This window comes from Haemophilus parainfluenzae (genome assembly GCF_003252725.1).
In the GTDB taxonomy this organism is placed as follows: domain Bacteria; phylum Pseudomonadota; class Gammaproteobacteria; order Enterobacterales; family Pasteurellaceae; genus Haemophilus_D; species Haemophilus_D parainfluenzae_L.
The window spans coordinates 1-14,276 of record NZ_QEPO01000009.1 but is presented as its reverse complement, the minus strand read 5'-3'; the positions used below and the strand labels follow the sequence as shown (position 1 = coordinate 14,276).

The following is a 14,276-nucleotide window of genomic DNA, read 5'->3' as shown; positions in this document are numbered from 1 at the left end:
TAAAAAATACTGCCTATTCTAGCAAAAAATCGTCTAAACTAAGCACAATTTTCACTAAAAATCTGTTTCTTTATGAAAAAAATGCAAGTTCAAAATGCCAAAGGCGAAGTTCGAATCATCGCGGGTCTTTGGCGTGGACGAAAATTACCGGTTTTAAATGCTGAAGGTTTGCGTCCAACAGGCGATCGCGTAAAAGAAACCTTATTCAACTGGTTGATGCCTTACATTGTGGATAGCCATTGTCTTGATTGCTTTGCAGGCAGTGGCTCACTTGGTTTTGAAGCTCTTTCTCGCCAAGCGAAACAGGTGACGTTTTTAGAGTTAGATAAAAATGTAGCAAATCAATTAAAGAAAAATTTGCACACACTAAAAACAACGAGTGAACAAGCTCAGGTGATCAATCAAAATAGTTTAGAATTTTTAAAACAAGCGCAAAATCAACCGCACTTTGATGTAGTATTTTTAGATCCGCCTTTCCATTTTGGTTTAGCAGAACAAGCGATTGCACTTTTAGAAGAAAAGAATTGGCTCTTACCTCATACATTGATTTATGTTGAAACAGAAAAAGACAAACCACTTAGCGTGCCTGACAATTGGCAATTACTGAAAGAGAAAACCGCAGGCATGGTGAGTTATCGCCTGTATCAAAAAGATTAGGAAATTATTATGTTAGATATTGTGTTATACGAACCTGAAATTCCACAAAATACGGGAAATATTATTCGTCTTTGTGCGAACACTGGCTTTCGCCTTCATTTAATCGAGCCACTTGGCTTTACATGGGATGATAAAAAATTACGTCGCTCGGGTCTGGATTATCATGAATTTGCCGAAATCAAAAAGCATAAAACTTTTGAAGCCTTTTTAGAAAGTGAAAAACCGAAACGTCTTTTTGCACTTACAACCAAAGGCGGCCCAGCACATAGCGAAGTACAATTTGAATTAGGGGATTACTTGATGTTTGGCCCTGAAACTCGTGGTATTCCGATGTCTATTTTAGATAGCATGCCAATGGAGCAAAAAATCCGGATTCCTATGACCGCAAATAGCCGTAGCATGAACTTATCTAACTCGGTAGCCGTGACGATTTATGAGGCGTGGCGACAACTTGGTTATGAAGGCGCTGTGAATTTAAATCGATAAAAAATCTGTAAAATAGCCGCTTATTTTCTAACAAAAATAAGTGGCTTGCTTTTTGCATTTAAATTGTGATCTCGATCACAGATTTGTAATTTTAATATTCCCTTTTTTTAAAAACAGCAGTATAAATAAATTACATTTAGAGAGGGATCTCGATGTACTCCACTTGATCTATCAAGATCTTGTCTTTCTTGACTCTTCAAGCAAACCTTCCCCGTAGTCCTAAATAAAGAATTGGCAGTCGAATGATTTGTCGTCCGTTTTTATCCCTAAAATTTAATATGCAGCAAAATTAGCCTTATCTCATATTAATAAGGATGTTGGCATGAATGGGGTTAATTTTGGATTGGTCGAAACAGCAGTGGCTAAGCATGGATGCCTACAAAAAAAAGTGCGGTCAATTTTGGCCGCACTTCCTATTTCTATCATTTGCAAATCACTAACTTTGTATTGCTATTTTCTAAATAATCTGCAATTTGTTTTGGCACATCATCGGTGAAAAGATAATCCACATCTTTAAGCTCACCTAACCGTACAATAGCTTGTCGAGAGAATTTCGAATGGTCGGTTGCTAACAATGTTTGACGCGAACTTTCTATAATAGCTCGCTTCACCTGAACTTCATGATAATCATAATCTAATAATGAGCCATCAAGGTCGATCGCACTAATCCCGAGAATCCCAAAATCTAAACGGAATTGCGAAATAAAATTAACCGTTGCCTCACCAATAATCCCCCCATCCTTACGTAAGGAACCGCCCGCCATCGTAATATCAAAGGTTTCATTTTGGCGTAATAAATGAGCGGCATTGATATTATTCGTCACAATACGTAACCGTTCATGGTTTAATAAAGCACTTGCTACAGCTTCAGGCGTGGTACCAATATCAATAAATAAGGATGCACCGTTTGGAATACGTTTTGCCACTTCACGAGCAATGGCGCTTTTTTGGGAAGGGAAAAATTGTTTACGTTCAATATAATCAGAATTTTCTGCGGTAGAAGAAGGTGCCGCGCCACCATGATGACGACGAATTAAATCTTGTTCTGCAAGGATATTAAGATCGCGTCTAATGGTCTGTGGGCTGACTTCCAGTTCGATAACCAGCTCTTCTGTACTGGCATACCCTTTTAGCTTTACAAGCTCAATAATTTTCTGATGGCGTAATGATTGTTTCATATAAATGCCTATAAATTTGAATTAGCTAAACTTTTTAATATTAATTTTACTCTGCAGAAATCCCCAAACCAATCCTAAGATAAAGCCTGAAATATGAGCAGCGTTCCCTATATTAATACCAAAAAGCGGACTAATAAAGCCAAATACAAGCCCTACCAGTAACATTGTAAAAAAGCCTTCTGGTAAGTCAAAACTATGCGGGTGCAATTTGTCCACCACCAACACATAACCTAACACGGCATAAACCACACCAGATAGCCCGAAAAAGGCGGGACCGGTAAAATAATTCTGTACAGCGCCACTCACTGCAGCAGAGACTAAAACTAATAATAAAAAATGGAGAGAACCAAATCGGCGTTCAATCGCGCCACCGAATAACCAAAACCACGAAAGATTAAATAAAATATGCGGTACCGACAAATGAACAATAGCATGAGTGAAATAGCGCCATACTTCCTGATCTTCCCAAGAATAAGCCGGATAATGGAATAAATCCATAATTGGCTCTTCAAATCCGATATTCTGCAAAAGATAAATCAACGCGCAAAGTGCGGTCAAAATAAACGTAATTTTTTTCTTTCTTAATAGACGTTTCACCAATTTTCTCTCTTGAATCCCATCAGTTTCGCTACCAAATAAAGGCTGCATTTGCTATATTCCTTTTTCATTTAATTTTTGTTCATCATATAAGGTTCATTATGAAAAAACAAACTATGCCGACAGGATTTAGTGGCTTCACTTGGGGACTTGCGGCATTTTGTTTACCCATTTTACTGTGGCCTATGGCCTCTCTGCTTTCTACTGCTTTTGTAAAAAACCCTACACTGAGCGGTTTTCAGATCGATCTTTTCTCTATTATCTTTTGGGTTTATCCCTTTGTTTTAGTCTTAATTGCGCGTTTACTTTATAAATTGCATCAACATAAACCAAAACTAGCCGTAAAATTATTACTGTTAAGTGCGGTCGTTTTTTATGTCGTTTTAATCTCAGTTTGCTACATTGGTTTTAACGCTTAAGAACATAACAAGACAATAGACAACAAAAAAGGGAGCTTTCGCTCCCTTTTAAATTATGTTCCTAATAATCAAAAATATAAAAAATTCCTACCTGCAATCAATTATGCAAAGTATTTTTCTAAATCGTCGCTACCGCCGATGTGTTTACCACCAATGAATACTTGTGGCACAGTTGAACGACCAGAAACTGCACGTACACTCACGATTGTTGCATCGTGACCTAATACGATTTCTTCAAAGCTTAAACCTTTATCGCGTAAAAGTTGTTTTGCTTTCGCACAATATGGGCAACCAGGTTTTGTGAAGATAGCGATTGATTCTTGCACTTGGTAATTTGGTGCAATGTATTTCAACATGGTATCTGCATCTGATACTTTAAATGGATCGCCTGGTTCATTTGGTTCAATAAACATTTTTTCCACTACGCCATTTTTCACGAGCATAGAATAACGCCAAGAACGTTTACCAAAACCTAAATCATCTTTTCCAACTAACATGCCCATACCTTCAGTGAAGGTACCGTTACCATCTGGAATGAATTTTACGTTATGTGCTTCTTCAGCTTCTTTCCACGCATTCATCACAAACGTATCATTTACTGATACAACTAAAATATCATCTACACCATGTTGTTTGAAAACGGGCGCAAGCTCGTTATAACGTGGTAAGTGAGAAGATGAACAAGTTGGCGTGAACGCACCTGGTAATGAGAAAACAACAACTGTTTTGTTATCAAATAATTCAGATGTAGTCACATCAACCCATTGATCACCTTGACGAGTACGAAATGTAACTTGTGGGACTTTTTTTCCTTCCATATTAGACATAATGTGTCTCCTCTGTTAGTTAAATGAATTTGCCTTAAAAACTTGATAGGCATTATAGAAAGTTTTGTGATATAGTTACAATCAATTAATTCTATCCTTTTAATTGACATATTCTATAAAGTGAGAACCCTATGAATATTCGTGATTTAGAATACTTAGTTGCCCTTTCTGAATTCAAACACTTCCGTCGTGCAGCGGATTCTTGCAATGTTAGCCAACCGACTTTAAGTGGTCAAATCCGCAAACTCGAAGATGAGTTAGGCATCATTTTACTTGAACGTACTAGCCGTAAAGTGCTTTTCACACAATCAGGTATGTTGCTTGTTGAGCAAGCTCGCACTGTATTACGTGAAGTAAAATTACTTAAAGAAATGGCAAGCAATCAAGGTAAAGAAATGACCGGTCCATTACACATTGGACTCATCCCTACTGTTGGCCCTTATCTACTTCCTTACATTGTACCAACATTAAAAGAAACTTTCCCAGATTTAGAAGTTTTTCTTTACGAAGCTCAAACGCATCAACTATTAGAGCAATTAGAAACAGGTCGCTTAGATTGCGCAATTGTGGCTCGTGTACCCGAAACAGAAGCCTTTATCGAAGTACCCATTTTTGATGAAAAAATGTTACTCGCTGTTTCAGAAGAGCATCCATGGGCTTCAGAAAGCAAAATTGCCATGAATACCCTAAAAGGGCAAGAAATGCTCATGTTAGATGATGGGCACTGCTTACGTAATCAAGCACTGGATTATTGTTTTACAGCAGGTGCGAAAGAAGACTCGCACTTCCAAGCGACGAGTCTAGAAACTTTACGCAATATGGTGGCAGCTAATGCAGGTATTACCTTTATGCCAGAACTTGCTGTATTAAATGAAGGCACACGTAAAGGCGTAAAATATATTCCTTGCCATTCGCCAGAACCGTCTCGTACTATTGCGCTTGTTTACCGCCCAGGTTCACCGTTACGTAATCGTTACGAACGCGTTGCAAATGCAATCAGCGAACAAGTTAAATCGATTTTAGCGAATAAAAAATAATTCATCATAGACTGAGGAAAACCAAATGGCAGGCGTTCGAGCAATTCAAAAAGAAAAAACCCGTCGAGCCTTAATTGACGCAGCGTTCAATCAGTTGAGTGCAGAAAAAAGCTTTTCTAATTTAAGCTTACGTGAAGTTGCACGAGAAGCGGGTATTGCACCAACTTCTTTCTATCGCCACTTTAGCGATATGGATGAGCTCGGATTAGAAATGGTTGATGAGGCTGGCTTAACGCTTCGCCAATTAATGCGCCAAGCGCGTAAACGCATTGATGCCGGCGGCAGTGTCATCCGTGTTTCTGTTGAAACCTTTTTTGAATTTATCACTCACAGCACCAACGTGTTCCGTTTGCTTTTACGTGAAAGTTCGGGAACCTCTCAAGCGTTCCGTACCGCAGCGGCCCGTGAAATCAAACACTTTGTCGATGAATTAGCTGAGTACATTGCGAAGAAAAATCACTACTCTCAATATGTCTCTTATGTACAAGCAGAAGGCATGGTAACCATCGTATTCACGGCGGGCTCTAATGCCTTAGATATGACCAAAGCTGAACAAGATTTGTTAAAAGAACGCGTTATCTTACAGCTTCGCATGCTTGCTAAAGGTGGTGACTTCGCCGCCCATAAAGAAAAAATGATGCGAAAATAGACCGCACTTTTCCACTAAAACAAAACACCCGCATCTCTGCGGGTGTTGCTTTATCTAAAAAAGGGAATTATTTACCATCCCAAGCTTTAATCGCATCTAAGCGCGCTTTCACTTTGCTGCTTGAATCACCTTTGAAGTAATCTTTCGCTAAACCACCTTCAAAACCGCCGTAGTTCGGGTTAGGTAAAACGATGAATGTTTTACCAAATTTTGCTTTGTTTTGTGCAACAAAATCACGACGTTCTGCATTTTGTTTACCGTAGATCGCATCACCGAAGTCATCGAGGTTATCACCCACATAAACGACGATTTCATAGCCTTGTTTTTCAATTTCTTCAAAACGTGCTGCTTTTGGTGATTTATCTTTTTTCAAGTAAAACGCTGAGTCTTCAACACCATTAAAACCTAAACGTTTCATGTCATCAATCGTACCTGCTTTTTCATTGCTTTCTTTACGATTAGAAACGTAGAACATTTTACCACCGTGGGTATTTACATAGTTATTGAATTCTACTGCACCTGGTACAACACCTGATTGACGAGCTTCTACCCAACGAGTCCAATCTTTGCCATCAAATGGTTTATTATTTTGAACTTGCCAACCTGCATAAGGGCTGTTATCTAGCATGGTTTCATCTAAATCCACCACAACGGCTTTTTTCTTACCTTTTTTCACTTTAGCGTGATCAAATGCAACTTTTGCCGCATTGTATGCTTGGTAAGAAAGGGCTTGGTATTCACCTGATTGTTGAATCCAGTTAAGACCTAATACCGCTTGTTGTTGAAGCTGTGCATCCGCTTCTGCACTTTTATTTTGAGTCGCGCAACCCGTTAAAATAAATGCTGACATCGCTGCAATAGCGGTAAGTTTTAATGTTGTTTTCATTGATTGTTCCTTCTGTTAAAAAGTCATAATGACAGGCAAAAGTATAACAAGCCTATTTGGGCAGTGACTATGGGTTTATCAAACTTTATAACTAATTTGTGAGATAGATCACATTTTTATTTTTAAGTTATCCAACAAGCACAATGAAATCATTTCAAAATCATCTTATTTTTAACCGCACTTTTTCATCGCATTTCGCTGTATTTCACGGTAAACTATCTCAAGTTTTCAGAAATAATAGGTAATTTATGCGTCTTTTCATTGGAATTTTAGTGGGTATTCTCGTGCTATTTCAGTACGATCTTTGGTTTGGTAAAAACGGCTATTTTGACTACAAAGATGTCGAAGCTCAAATCAAAGAGAATAAAGCTGAAAATGAAAAGCTCTCACAAAGAAATCAAATGATTTCCGCCGAAATTCAAGGATTAACAAAAGGCTTTGAATCTATTGAAGAGCGTGCACGCATGAGCCATGATATGGTCAAACCAAACGAAGTGTTCTATCACATCGTCAAAGAGCATAAATAATGAACCGCGAAATTATTGCCGTCATTCCTGCTGCGGGTGTTGGAAGTCGTATGCAAGCAAACAAACCGAAGCAATATCTGAAAATCCTAGACAAGACGATTCTGGAACACACGCTCTCAGTCATTCTATCCCACCCTGCAATCAATCACGTTATCCTTGCGGTGGGAAAAAATGATCCCTATCTTTCTGAAATTACCTTATTCCCTCATCAAAACATCACCCTCGTTGAAGGTGGTGAAACACGCGCTGAGTCAGTTCTAAATGGACTAAATGCGATCAAAAATGACCAAGCTTGGGTATTGGTGCATGATGCAGCCAGACCTTGTTTAACACATCAAGATTTAGATAAATTGCTCCAAATCGATGATGAGCAAGGTGCTATTTTAGCTATTCCAGCGGTCGATACAATTAAACGCGCAAATAAACAACAAGATATTATTAAAACAGAAGATCGAACTGAACTTTGGCTTGCTCAGACGCCTCAATTTTTCCGTTGCGATCTATTAAGAAATGCACTTAAACAGGGGCTTTCTCAAGGCGCCAATATTACAGATGAAGCCTCTGCGATGGAACTTGCCGGATTTCAACCGCACTTAGTTGCAGGACGAAGTGATAATATTAAAGTTACACGTCCAGAAGATTTAGCTTTAGCCGAATTTTATTTAACAAGGAAAACACTATGATACGAATTGGACATGGGTTTGATGTTCATGCCTTTGGTGAAGACCGCCCTTTAATTATTGGTGGCATTGAAGTGCCTTACCACACTGGGTTTATTGCCCATTCTGATGGGGATGTTGCCTTACATGCCTTAACGGATGCCTTATTAGGTGCGGCAGCATTAGGGGATATTGGTAAACTCTTCCCTGATACCGATATGCAATATAAAAATGCAGATAGCCGTGTTTTATTACGAGAAGCATTCCGCCAAGTACAAGAAAAAGGCTATAAGATCGGCAATGTGGATGTGACCATTATTGCTCAAGCCCCTAAAATGCGTCCTCATATCGATGCAATGCGAGCGAAGATTGCGGAAGATTTACATTGTGATATTGAGCAAGTCAATGTGAAGGCAACTACAACAGAAAAACTTGGCTTTACAGGCCGAAGTGAAGGCATCGCTTGCGAGGCCGTCGCATTATTATTAAAAGCTTAAATTTTAGGTAAAAGAAAAGGTTGGTAAAATACCAACCTTTTTTATTTGGATTAAATTCTTATTGTTTTTTTAATAAATCGCGAATTTCAGTAAGTAATTCTTCTTGTGAAGGACCTTTTACTTCTTCTACTGGTTTTTTCACTTTGTTGATACCTTTGATCATCATGAAGATTGCGAATGCAATGATGATGAAATCAAAGACGTTTTGAATAAATACACCGTAGTTTAAGGTTACTGCTGGGGTTTCACCTACAGCTTGAGCTAACGTGATTTTCAAATCTTTGAAATCCACGCCACCAGTTAAAATACCTAATACAGGCATTACTACGTCACCGACAAGTGAACTTACGATTTTACCAAAAGCACCACCGATGATCACACCGACTGCCATATCTACTACGTTGCCGCGCATTGCGAATTCGCGGAATTCTTTAAGAAAGCTCATAAAATTTCCTTTTGTGTTGGTTTAAAAAATTAAAAGAGTGCGTATTATAGGTTTTCAGATTAAAAAGTAAACTGTTATTTAAATAAAAAATGCACTTGGTTGAAATAATTTTTCAATTTCTGACACGGATTTCTTGTCATTAATATAAACAATCACATTATCCCCTTCTTCAATAGCAACCTGACGACGAGCAATGATTACTTCATTTTTACGTAAAATTGCCGCAATCATCGCCCCTACTGGCAGCTTAATATCGCCAATTTGTCTTCCAACCACATTGGATGTTGTCGCATCGCCATGCACAACTAGTTCAATGGCTTCCGCAGTACCATGACGCAAAGAGGTCACATTTTTGATATCCCCTTTACGTACATGTCCTAATAAAGCTGAGATTGTTGCTTGTTGTGGTGAAACCGCAATATCAATGGTTCCGCCTTGAATCAAATTGATATACGCCATGCGTTGAATAAGCACCATGGCTTTTTTAGCCCCTAGGCGTTTTGCCAGTAACGCCGACATAATATTGGCTTCATCATCTGCACTTAGAGATAAAAAGACATCGACGCTCTCAATATGCTCTTCAAAAAGTAAATTTTGGTCAGAAGCATCACCATGGAAAACCAGGGTTTTAGAGAGTCTTTCAGCTAAAACTTTCGCTTTTTCTCCATCGCGCTCAATGAGTTTTACTTGATACTTATCTTCTAACTGTTTTGCCACACCTGAGGCAATATTCCCGCTGCCAACGATCATGATACGTTTGTAGGTTTTCTCAAGGCGTTGCAACTCACTCATCACCGCTTTAATGTGTTCCGTCGCACAAATAAAGGTAATTTCATCGCCCGCCTCAATAATGGTCGAACCTTGCGGACGAATTAATCTATCATTACGTAAAATCGAAATGATTCGGCAATCAATGTGTGGCATATGCTCTTTAAAAGCAGATAGCGCATAACCCACTAATGGGCCACCGTAATAGGCTTTTACAACCACAATGCTAATTCGATTATTGGCAAAATGTGCCACTTGCAACGCGCCTGGATAAGCAATTAAACGTGTAATCTCATCCGTAACTAAATTTTCTGGTGAAATCAGATGATCAATTGGTACGTTTTCATCATTAAATAATTTATCTTTCTCACGCAAATATTCCGCATTACGAATACGTGCAATACGTGTTGGGGTATTAAAAAGGGTATATCCCAACTGGCAAGCAATCATATTGATTTCATCTGATGCTGTTACTGCAACCATCAAGTCTGCATCAGCGGCTCCTGCATCACGCAAAACCTTAGGGGAAGAAGGGGAACCTTTAACGACGCGTAAATCATGCTTATCTTGTAAATTCTGCAGATGTTGAGATTCATTATCTACCAGTGTAATGTCGTTATCTTCACTCACTAAATTTGCCGCAAGTGTTGTGCCTACTTGCCCTGCACCTAAGATGATTATTTTCATTCTGTTCTCTCCACAACCAAAGGTCGGATGCCAATTTCAGCTGAATTTAGACCGCACTTTAATGCCTCAATACGGCGACAAATGGTCGTTGTTACTTGTTCAGCTTCTGCCATTTTTTCGGCTGTAATCGCTGGATCTTGTTTACCAAATAACAGCCCATCGAGTAAACGTTCTGCATGCATACCTTCACGACAAAAATGCAGAACACCAACATCTTCAAATAATATCGCTACTTTTGCCATTTTAGTGGTTGCAATGCCTAAAGCGCCATCTTCACCGCCGAGCTCTCGAAATAATTGATGTGTTGGAAATCCGCCGCATGCTAAGAAAAAAGCTTTATTAAAAACGATATTTCCCCCGCAGGTCATGCGCATATATTGCCATGCCTGATCAAAATTAGGGTGTTCCGCATAACGTTGGGCTAAATTTATCGGCTTTAATGCTAATCTCACTACCGAAGTATCTAGCTGAAAATGAAAGGTTGCCGCCGCCACTTCTAATGCTCCAGGTTCGTATGCATCATCCGCATCTAAAAATGCGACAAAATCAACCTCACTTTTAGCCGAGAGCATCGCGCCCCAATTTCGAGCCATTGCGACACCACTATTTTTCGGCATTTGCTCGACAGAAATTCTGTCTGGATATTGTTTTGCAAGCTGTAAGGCTAATGCAAATGTATTATCTGTCGATGCATCATCAATCAGCCAAAGGTGACCAAGATTATTTTGCTGCAACACAGACTCTACTGCACGAACAAGCGTGTGTTCAGTGTTATAGCAGGGAATGATGACATCAATTAAAGGCAAATTCATTTAAGCTGACCGTTTTCTCAATTTTGCATAATAGAAACCATCCCCGCCATTCTCTTGTGGCAAGAATTGGATTCCAATCGTATTTTCCGTTTGTTCAAACGGCAATGGCATTAATTCTGCATCGGGTGTTTCAGCTAAAAAATGCTGTATTTGCTGACTATTCTCATCAGGAAGCACCGAGCAAGTCGCATAAAGCAAAATACCATTAGGTTTCAATTTTGCCCAAAGCGCTTTTAGAATTTGTCCTTGCAAGGCTACCAATTGGGCAATATCCGTTTCTTGACGTAGCCATTTAATATCTGGATGACGACGAATCACGCCTGTTGCCGAACAAGGTGCATCTAATAAAATACGATCAAAAGATGCTCCACTTAAACCTATTTCCGCAAGCCACTTCTCTGGCTCGGTCGCATCGCCACAAACAACTATCGCTTGTTGATTCAAACGAGCAAGGTTTTCTTCGACGCGTTTTAAGCGATGAGCCTCGACATCAAGCGCAATTACTTTCGCTTGTGGTGCCATTTCTAAAATATGCGTAGTTTTCCCACCTGGCGCCGCGCAAGCATCTAAAATTAATTCATCATTCTGCGGTTCAAGCAATAAAGCTGACCATTGCGCATTGAGATCCTGAACTGTCACTACACCTTGTTCAAAATTCGGTAGTTTCGAGACAGAAAGCGGTTGAGCTAAACGCAAAGCATGTGGATTATCACATTCAAATGCCACTATCTCTTGCTCTTCCAACAAAGTGCGGTAAGTTTTTGTGTTATTTTGCTGTTGATTGACCCGTAACCACATTGGTGGTTTTTGGTTATTTGCATCAATAATGTCACGCCAATTTGGATAAGATTTTTTGAGTTTATTCACAAACCATTCGGGATGAAGCGTTTGCCAATGTTTATCTACTACAGCAAGAATATCTTCTTGTTCCCGTAAGAAGCGACGCAGTACACCATTAACCAAACCACGGAAACTATCTGATTTTAATGATTTTGTGGCGTTCACCACTTCATCTACCGCCGCATGAGCGGGCACGCGCATATAAAGTAATTGGTACAATCCCACCAATAGCAAGCAGTGCACGATGCGGGTTTTCCCCTTCAATGGCTTATCTAATAGTTTTTTTATAATATTTTCTAAACGAGGCAATACGCGACAAATACCAAAGGTGATTTCCTGTAATAAAGGTAAATCCTGTGGTTTTACCTGCGATTGCACTTCAGGAAGCAACGTTGATAAGGACTTACCTTGATCTAAAACCTGTAAAATCACTTGAGCAGCAATAGCGCGTACCGAAAGTGCGGTCGATTTTTCCGTTTTTTTTCGTTGAAATACCATTAGTTTAGAACCTTACCAACCAGGAACCAATCTGCTCGACCATTGAGGAAGTCTTGCACAGACATAGGTTTCTTGCCTGCGGGCTGAAGTTGCAATAAATTTAAAACGCCTTCTTTCGTGGCAATTTGGATACCTTTTTTATCGACACTTAAAATCGTCCCAGCTGGTTTATCTACATGTGGCAACACGGCTGCAGCATAAACTTTTAAGGTTTGTTCATTACCCTGCTCATCAGTTAATTGTAGGAAACTAATCGGCCAAGGATTAAACGCGCGAATATTGCGTTCAAGCTGGGCTGCCGATAGCGACCAATCTAATTTAGCCTCTTCTTTGGAAAGTTTCTCTGCATAGTTACTTTGGCTATCATCTTGTTTTTCTGCAATGAATTTCCCTTCTTCCAAATGATCCAAAACATCAATCAATGCAGTTGGCGCAATTTCAGCTAATTTATGGTAAAGCGAGGTTGAGGTTTCTTGTGCATCAATATCGCAATACACTTTGTGTAACATATCGCCAGTATCTAAGCCTGCATCCATCTGCATAATCGTCACACCAGTTTGTTGATCACCTGCCCAAATAGATCGCTGAATAGGTGCAGCGCCACGCCAACGTGGTAACAGAGAACCATGCACATTTAAACAACCTAAACGAGGCATATCCAACACTGCTTGAGGTAAAATCAAACCATAAGCTACAACAACCATTACATCAGCATTTAACGCTTTAAGCTCTGCTTGTGCGTCTTCTTTACGTAAGGATTTTGGTTGATAAACAGGAATTTGATGCTGTTCAGCTAATTGCTTTACAGGACTCGCCTGTAATTTTTTACCTCGACCAGCCGGTTTATCTGGCTGCGTATAAACAGCAATAATATTGTGATGTGAATTTAAGAGTGCAGCAAGATGCTGTGCTGCGAAGTCCGGCGTACCGGCAAAGATGATATTCAATGGTTTCATAATGTTCTACGTTATGGCGTTGATAGGAAAAGTGCGGTCATTTTATACCGCACTTTTGATTATTGTTTTGCAATTTGTTTTTTATATTTCACTAATTTTTCTTTGATACGTTGACGTTTCAACGGTGAAAGATAATCTACAAATAAAATACCGTTCAAATGATCGATCTCATGTTGAATACAGATTGCTAATAAACCATCTGCATCAAGCGTAAATTCTTTTCCATGACGATCTAGCGCTTTTACCGTGACTTTTTCTTTACGAGGCACTAAAGCACGGAATCCAGGAATAGATAAACAACCTTCTTCAATGCCTGTTTCACCTTCAGAAGCCAAAATTTCTGGATTAATCAACACTAATTGATTTTGTTTGTCACCTTCAATATCAATCGTAATAATACGCTGCAAGATATCTACCTGTGGAGCGGCAAGACCAATGCCTTCTTCTTGGTACATCGTATCAAACATATCATCTACAATTTTGCGAATGTCATTATTGACTTCAGCAACTGGCTCACAAACAATCTTTAGGTGATCATCTGGATAAATTAATACATTAAGTGCGGTCATATTTTCTCTTGTTTTATTAAAATTACAGCGGTGATTGTATCATAGAATCAACGCTTTGCTAAAATATTGAAAATTCCATAAACAAAAAACCCCAAGCCATTTAGCTCGGGGTTCACATTCAGTACCTGGCGGTGTCCTACTCTCACATGGGGAAACCCCACACTACCATCGGCGCATCGGCGTTTCACTTCTGAGTTCGGTATGGGGTCAGGTGGGACCACCGCTCTATCGCCGCCAGGATTATTCCTTTAATAACTTTTCTATTTCTCTCTGCTCCGCTAT

At 39.4% G+C, this 14,276-nt stretch carries 18 protein-coding genes and 1 rRNA gene; 8 read left to right on the top strand and 11 right to left on the bottom strand.

Going from position 1 to position 14,276, the window contains the following annotated elements; all coding sequences use genetic code 11:
- Positions 1-72: 72 nt before the first annotated feature.
- A complete protein-coding gene (gene rsmD / locus DPV85_RS08890; RefSeq protein ID WP_070592723.1) occupies positions 73-657 on the top strand; it encodes a 16S rRNA (guanine(966)-N(2))-methyltransferase RsmD in 585 nt (194 codons plus the stop codon).
- Positions 658-666: 9 nt separating this feature from the next.
- Positions 667-1,143, top strand: coding sequence for a tRNA (uridine(34)/cytosine(34)/5-carboxymethylaminomethyluridine(34)-2'-O)-methyltransferase TrmL (gene trmL / locus DPV85_RS08885; RefSeq protein ID WP_054418431.1), 477 nt, complete (start codon positions 667-669; stop codon positions 1,141-1,143).
- Positions 1,144-1,565: 422 nt separating this feature from the next.
- Here the strand turns inward: trmL and DPV85_RS08880 are convergent, their stop codons facing one another.
- A complete protein-coding gene (locus tag DPV85_RS08880) occupies positions 1,566-2,321 on the bottom strand; it encodes a DeoR/GlpR family transcriptional regulator (protein ID WP_049373094.1) in 756 nt (251 codons plus the stop codon).
- Between the two features lie 21 nt (positions 2,322-2,342).
- A complete protein-coding gene (locus DPV85_RS08875) occupies positions 2,343-2,969 on the bottom strand; it encodes a rhomboid family intramembrane serine protease (protein WP_111327769.1) in 627 nt (208 codons plus the stop codon).
- Positions 2,970-3,019: 50 nt separating this feature from the next.
- On the opposite strand from DPV85_RS08875, the gene DPV85_RS08870 reads away from it, so the two are divergent.
- Positions 3,020-3,337 (top strand): DUF5389 domain-containing protein, encoded by a 318-nt coding sequence (locus DPV85_RS08870; RefSeq protein WP_049381414.1) that lies wholly within the window; start codon positions 3,020-3,022, stop codon positions 3,335-3,337.
- Positions 3,338-3,438: 101 nt separating this feature from the next.
- Here DPV85_RS08870 and pgdx read toward each other — a convergent pair whose 3' ends face one another.
- The gene (pgdx, locus tag DPV85_RS08865) at positions 3,439-4,164 is read right to left on the bottom strand and encodes a hybrid peroxiredoxin PGdx (RefSeq protein WP_005695068.1); all 726 of its coding nucleotides are present in this window, start codon (positions 4,162-4,164) and stop codon (positions 3,439-3,441) included.
- 131 nt (positions 4,165-4,295) lie between these two features.
- Between pgdx and oxyR the strand changes: the two genes are divergently transcribed.
- Both oxyR and fabR read left to right on the top strand, forming a co-directional pair.
- Positions 4,296-5,201: a DNA-binding transcriptional regulator OxyR gene (oxyR, locus tag DPV85_RS08860; protein WP_111327768.1), complete on the top strand. Its 906-nt coding sequence runs from the start codon at positions 4,296-4,298 to the stop codon at positions 5,199-5,201.
- Positions 5,202-5,226: 25 nt separating this feature from the next.
- Positions 5,227-5,850, top strand: coding sequence for an HTH-type transcriptional repressor FabR (gene fabR, locus DPV85_RS08855; protein ID WP_014064558.1), 624 nt, complete (start codon positions 5,227-5,229; stop codon positions 5,848-5,850).
- 67 nt (positions 5,851-5,917) lie between these two features.
- Here fabR and DPV85_RS08850 read toward each other — a convergent pair whose 3' ends face one another.
- Positions 5,918-6,736, bottom strand: a complete 819-nt coding sequence (locus DPV85_RS08850; protein WP_049368061.1) for a 5'-nucleotidase, lipoprotein e(P4) family — start codon at positions 6,734-6,736, stop codon at positions 5,918-5,920.
- Positions 6,737-6,984: 248 nt separating this feature from the next.
- Between DPV85_RS08850 and ftsB the strand changes: the two genes are divergently transcribed.
- From ftsB to ispF, 3 genes are read left to right on the top strand one after another with little or no spacing between them, the layout of a single operon-like run.
- Complete coding sequence (ftsB, locus tag DPV85_RS08845; protein WP_014064556.1) at positions 6,985-7,263, top strand: cell division protein FtsB; 279 nt, start codon at positions 6,985-6,987, stop codon at positions 7,261-7,263.
- Positions 7,263-7,946: a 2-C-methyl-D-erythritol 4-phosphate cytidylyltransferase gene (gene ispD, locus DPV85_RS08840; protein WP_111327767.1), complete on the top strand. Its 684-nt coding sequence runs from the start codon at positions 7,263-7,265 to the stop codon at positions 7,944-7,946. Before ftsB ends, ispD begins: the two co-directional genes overlap by 1 nt.
- A complete protein-coding gene (gene ispF, locus DPV85_RS08835; RefSeq protein ID WP_111327766.1) occupies positions 7,943-8,419 on the top strand; it encodes a 2-C-methyl-D-erythritol 2,4-cyclodiphosphate synthase in 477 nt (158 codons plus the stop codon). Before ispD ends, ispF begins: the two co-directional genes overlap by 4 nt.
- Before the next feature lie 58 nt (positions 8,420-8,477).
- Here the strand turns inward: ispF and mscL are convergent, their stop codons facing one another.
- The 7 genes from mscL to rrf all read right to left on the bottom strand — a co-directional run bounded on the left by mscL (position 8,478) and on the right by rrf (position 14,233).
- Positions 8,478-8,864 carry a large-conductance mechanosensitive channel protein MscL gene (mscL, locus tag DPV85_RS08830; protein ID WP_049364681.1) on the bottom strand — a complete coding sequence of 129 codons (387 nt, stop codon included), beginning with the start codon at positions 8,862-8,864 and terminating at the stop codon, positions 8,478-8,480.
- Positions 8,865-8,942: 78 nt separating this feature from the next.
- Positions 8,943-10,319, bottom strand: coding sequence for a Trk system potassium transporter TrkA (gene trkA / locus DPV85_RS08825; RefSeq protein ID WP_111327765.1), 1,377 nt, complete (start codon positions 10,317-10,319; stop codon positions 8,943-8,945).
- Entirely contained in the window at positions 10,316-11,131 is an 816-nt protein-coding gene (locus DPV85_RS08820) for a glycosyltransferase family A protein (RefSeq protein ID WP_111327764.1), read from the bottom strand. Before DPV85_RS08820 ends, trkA begins: the two co-directional genes overlap by 4 nt.
- Positions 11,132-12,469, bottom strand: coding sequence for a 16S rRNA (cytosine(967)-C(5))-methyltransferase RsmB (rsmB, locus tag DPV85_RS08815; RefSeq protein ID WP_111327763.1), 1,338 nt, complete (start codon positions 12,467-12,469; stop codon positions 11,132-11,134). It lies immediately after the preceding gene.
- Positions 12,469-13,425 (bottom strand): methionyl-tRNA formyltransferase, encoded by a 957-nt coding sequence (fmt, locus tag DPV85_RS08810; RefSeq protein WP_111327762.1) that lies wholly within the window; start codon positions 13,423-13,425, stop codon positions 12,469-12,471. Before fmt ends, rsmB begins: the two co-directional genes overlap by 1 nt.
- Positions 13,426-13,484: 59 nt before the next feature.
- Positions 13,485-13,994, bottom strand: a complete 510-nt coding sequence (gene def, locus DPV85_RS08805) for a peptide deformylase (RefSeq protein ID WP_111327761.1) — start codon at positions 13,992-13,994, stop codon at positions 13,485-13,487.
- A 123-nt stretch (positions 13,995-14,117) separates the two neighbouring features.
- Positions 14,118-14,233 (bottom strand): 5S ribosomal RNA (gene rrf, locus DPV85_RS08800).
- Positions 14,234-14,276 lie beyond the last annotated feature (43 nt).

Excerpts from the sequence above, each read along its gene's own strand:
- rsmD (WP_070592723.1), top strand. The coding sequence starts at position 73 with ATGAAAAAAATGCAAGTTCAAAATGCCAAAGGCGAAGTTCGAATCATC.
- trmL (WP_054418431.1), top strand. The coding sequence starts at position 667 with ATGTTAGATATTGTGTTATACGAACCTGAAATTCCACAAAATACGGGA.
- DPV85_RS08880 (WP_049373094.1), bottom strand. The coding sequence starts at position 2,321 with ATGAAACAATCATTACGCCATCAGAAAATTATTGAGCTTGTAAAGCTA.
- DPV85_RS08875 (WP_111327769.1), bottom strand. The coding sequence starts at position 2,969 with ATGCAGCCTTTATTTGGTAGCGAAACTGATGGGATTCAAGAGAGAAAA.
- DPV85_RS08870 (WP_049381414.1), top strand. The coding sequence starts at position 3,020 with ATGAAAAAACAAACTATGCCGACAGGATTTAGTGGCTTCACTTGGGGA.
- pgdx (WP_005695068.1), bottom strand. The coding sequence starts at position 4,164 with ATGTCTAATATGGAAGGAAAAAAAGTCCCACAAGTTACATTTCGTACT.
- oxyR (WP_111327768.1), top strand. The coding sequence starts at position 4,296 with ATGAATATTCGTGATTTAGAATACTTAGTTGCCCTTTCTGAATTCAAA.
- fabR (WP_014064558.1), top strand. The coding sequence starts at position 5,227 with ATGGCAGGCGTTCGAGCAATTCAAAAAGAAAAAACCCGTCGAGCCTTA.
- DPV85_RS08850 (WP_049368061.1), bottom strand. The coding sequence starts at position 6,736 with ATGAAAACAACATTAAAACTTACCGCTATTGCAGCGATGTCAGCATTT.
- ftsB (WP_014064556.1), top strand. The coding sequence starts at position 6,985 with ATGCGTCTTTTCATTGGAATTTTAGTGGGTATTCTCGTGCTATTTCAG.
- ispD (WP_111327767.1), top strand. The coding sequence starts at position 7,263 with ATGAACCGCGAAATTATTGCCGTCATTCCTGCTGCGGGTGTTGGAAGT.
- ispF (WP_111327766.1), top strand. The coding sequence starts at position 7,943 with ATGATACGAATTGGACATGGGTTTGATGTTCATGCCTTTGGTGAAGAC.
- mscL (WP_049364681.1), bottom strand. The coding sequence starts at position 8,864 with ATGAGCTTTCTTAAAGAATTCCGCGAATTCGCAATGCGCGGCAACGTA.
- trkA (WP_111327765.1), bottom strand. The coding sequence starts at position 10,319 with ATGAAAATAATCATCTTAGGTGCAGGGCAAGTAGGCACAACACTTGCG.
- DPV85_RS08820 (WP_111327764.1), bottom strand. The coding sequence starts at position 11,131 with ATGAATTTGCCTTTAATTGATGTCATCATTCCCTGCTATAACACTGAA.
- rsmB (WP_111327763.1), bottom strand. The coding sequence starts at position 12,469 with ATGGTATTTCAACGAAAAAAAACGGAAAAATCGACCGCACTTTCGGTA.
- fmt (WP_111327762.1), bottom strand. The coding sequence starts at position 13,425 with ATGAAACCATTGAATATCATCTTTGCCGGTACGCCGGACTTCGCAGCA.
- def (WP_111327761.1), bottom strand. The coding sequence starts at position 13,994 with ATGACCGCACTTAATGTATTAATTTATCCAGATGATCACCTAAAGATT.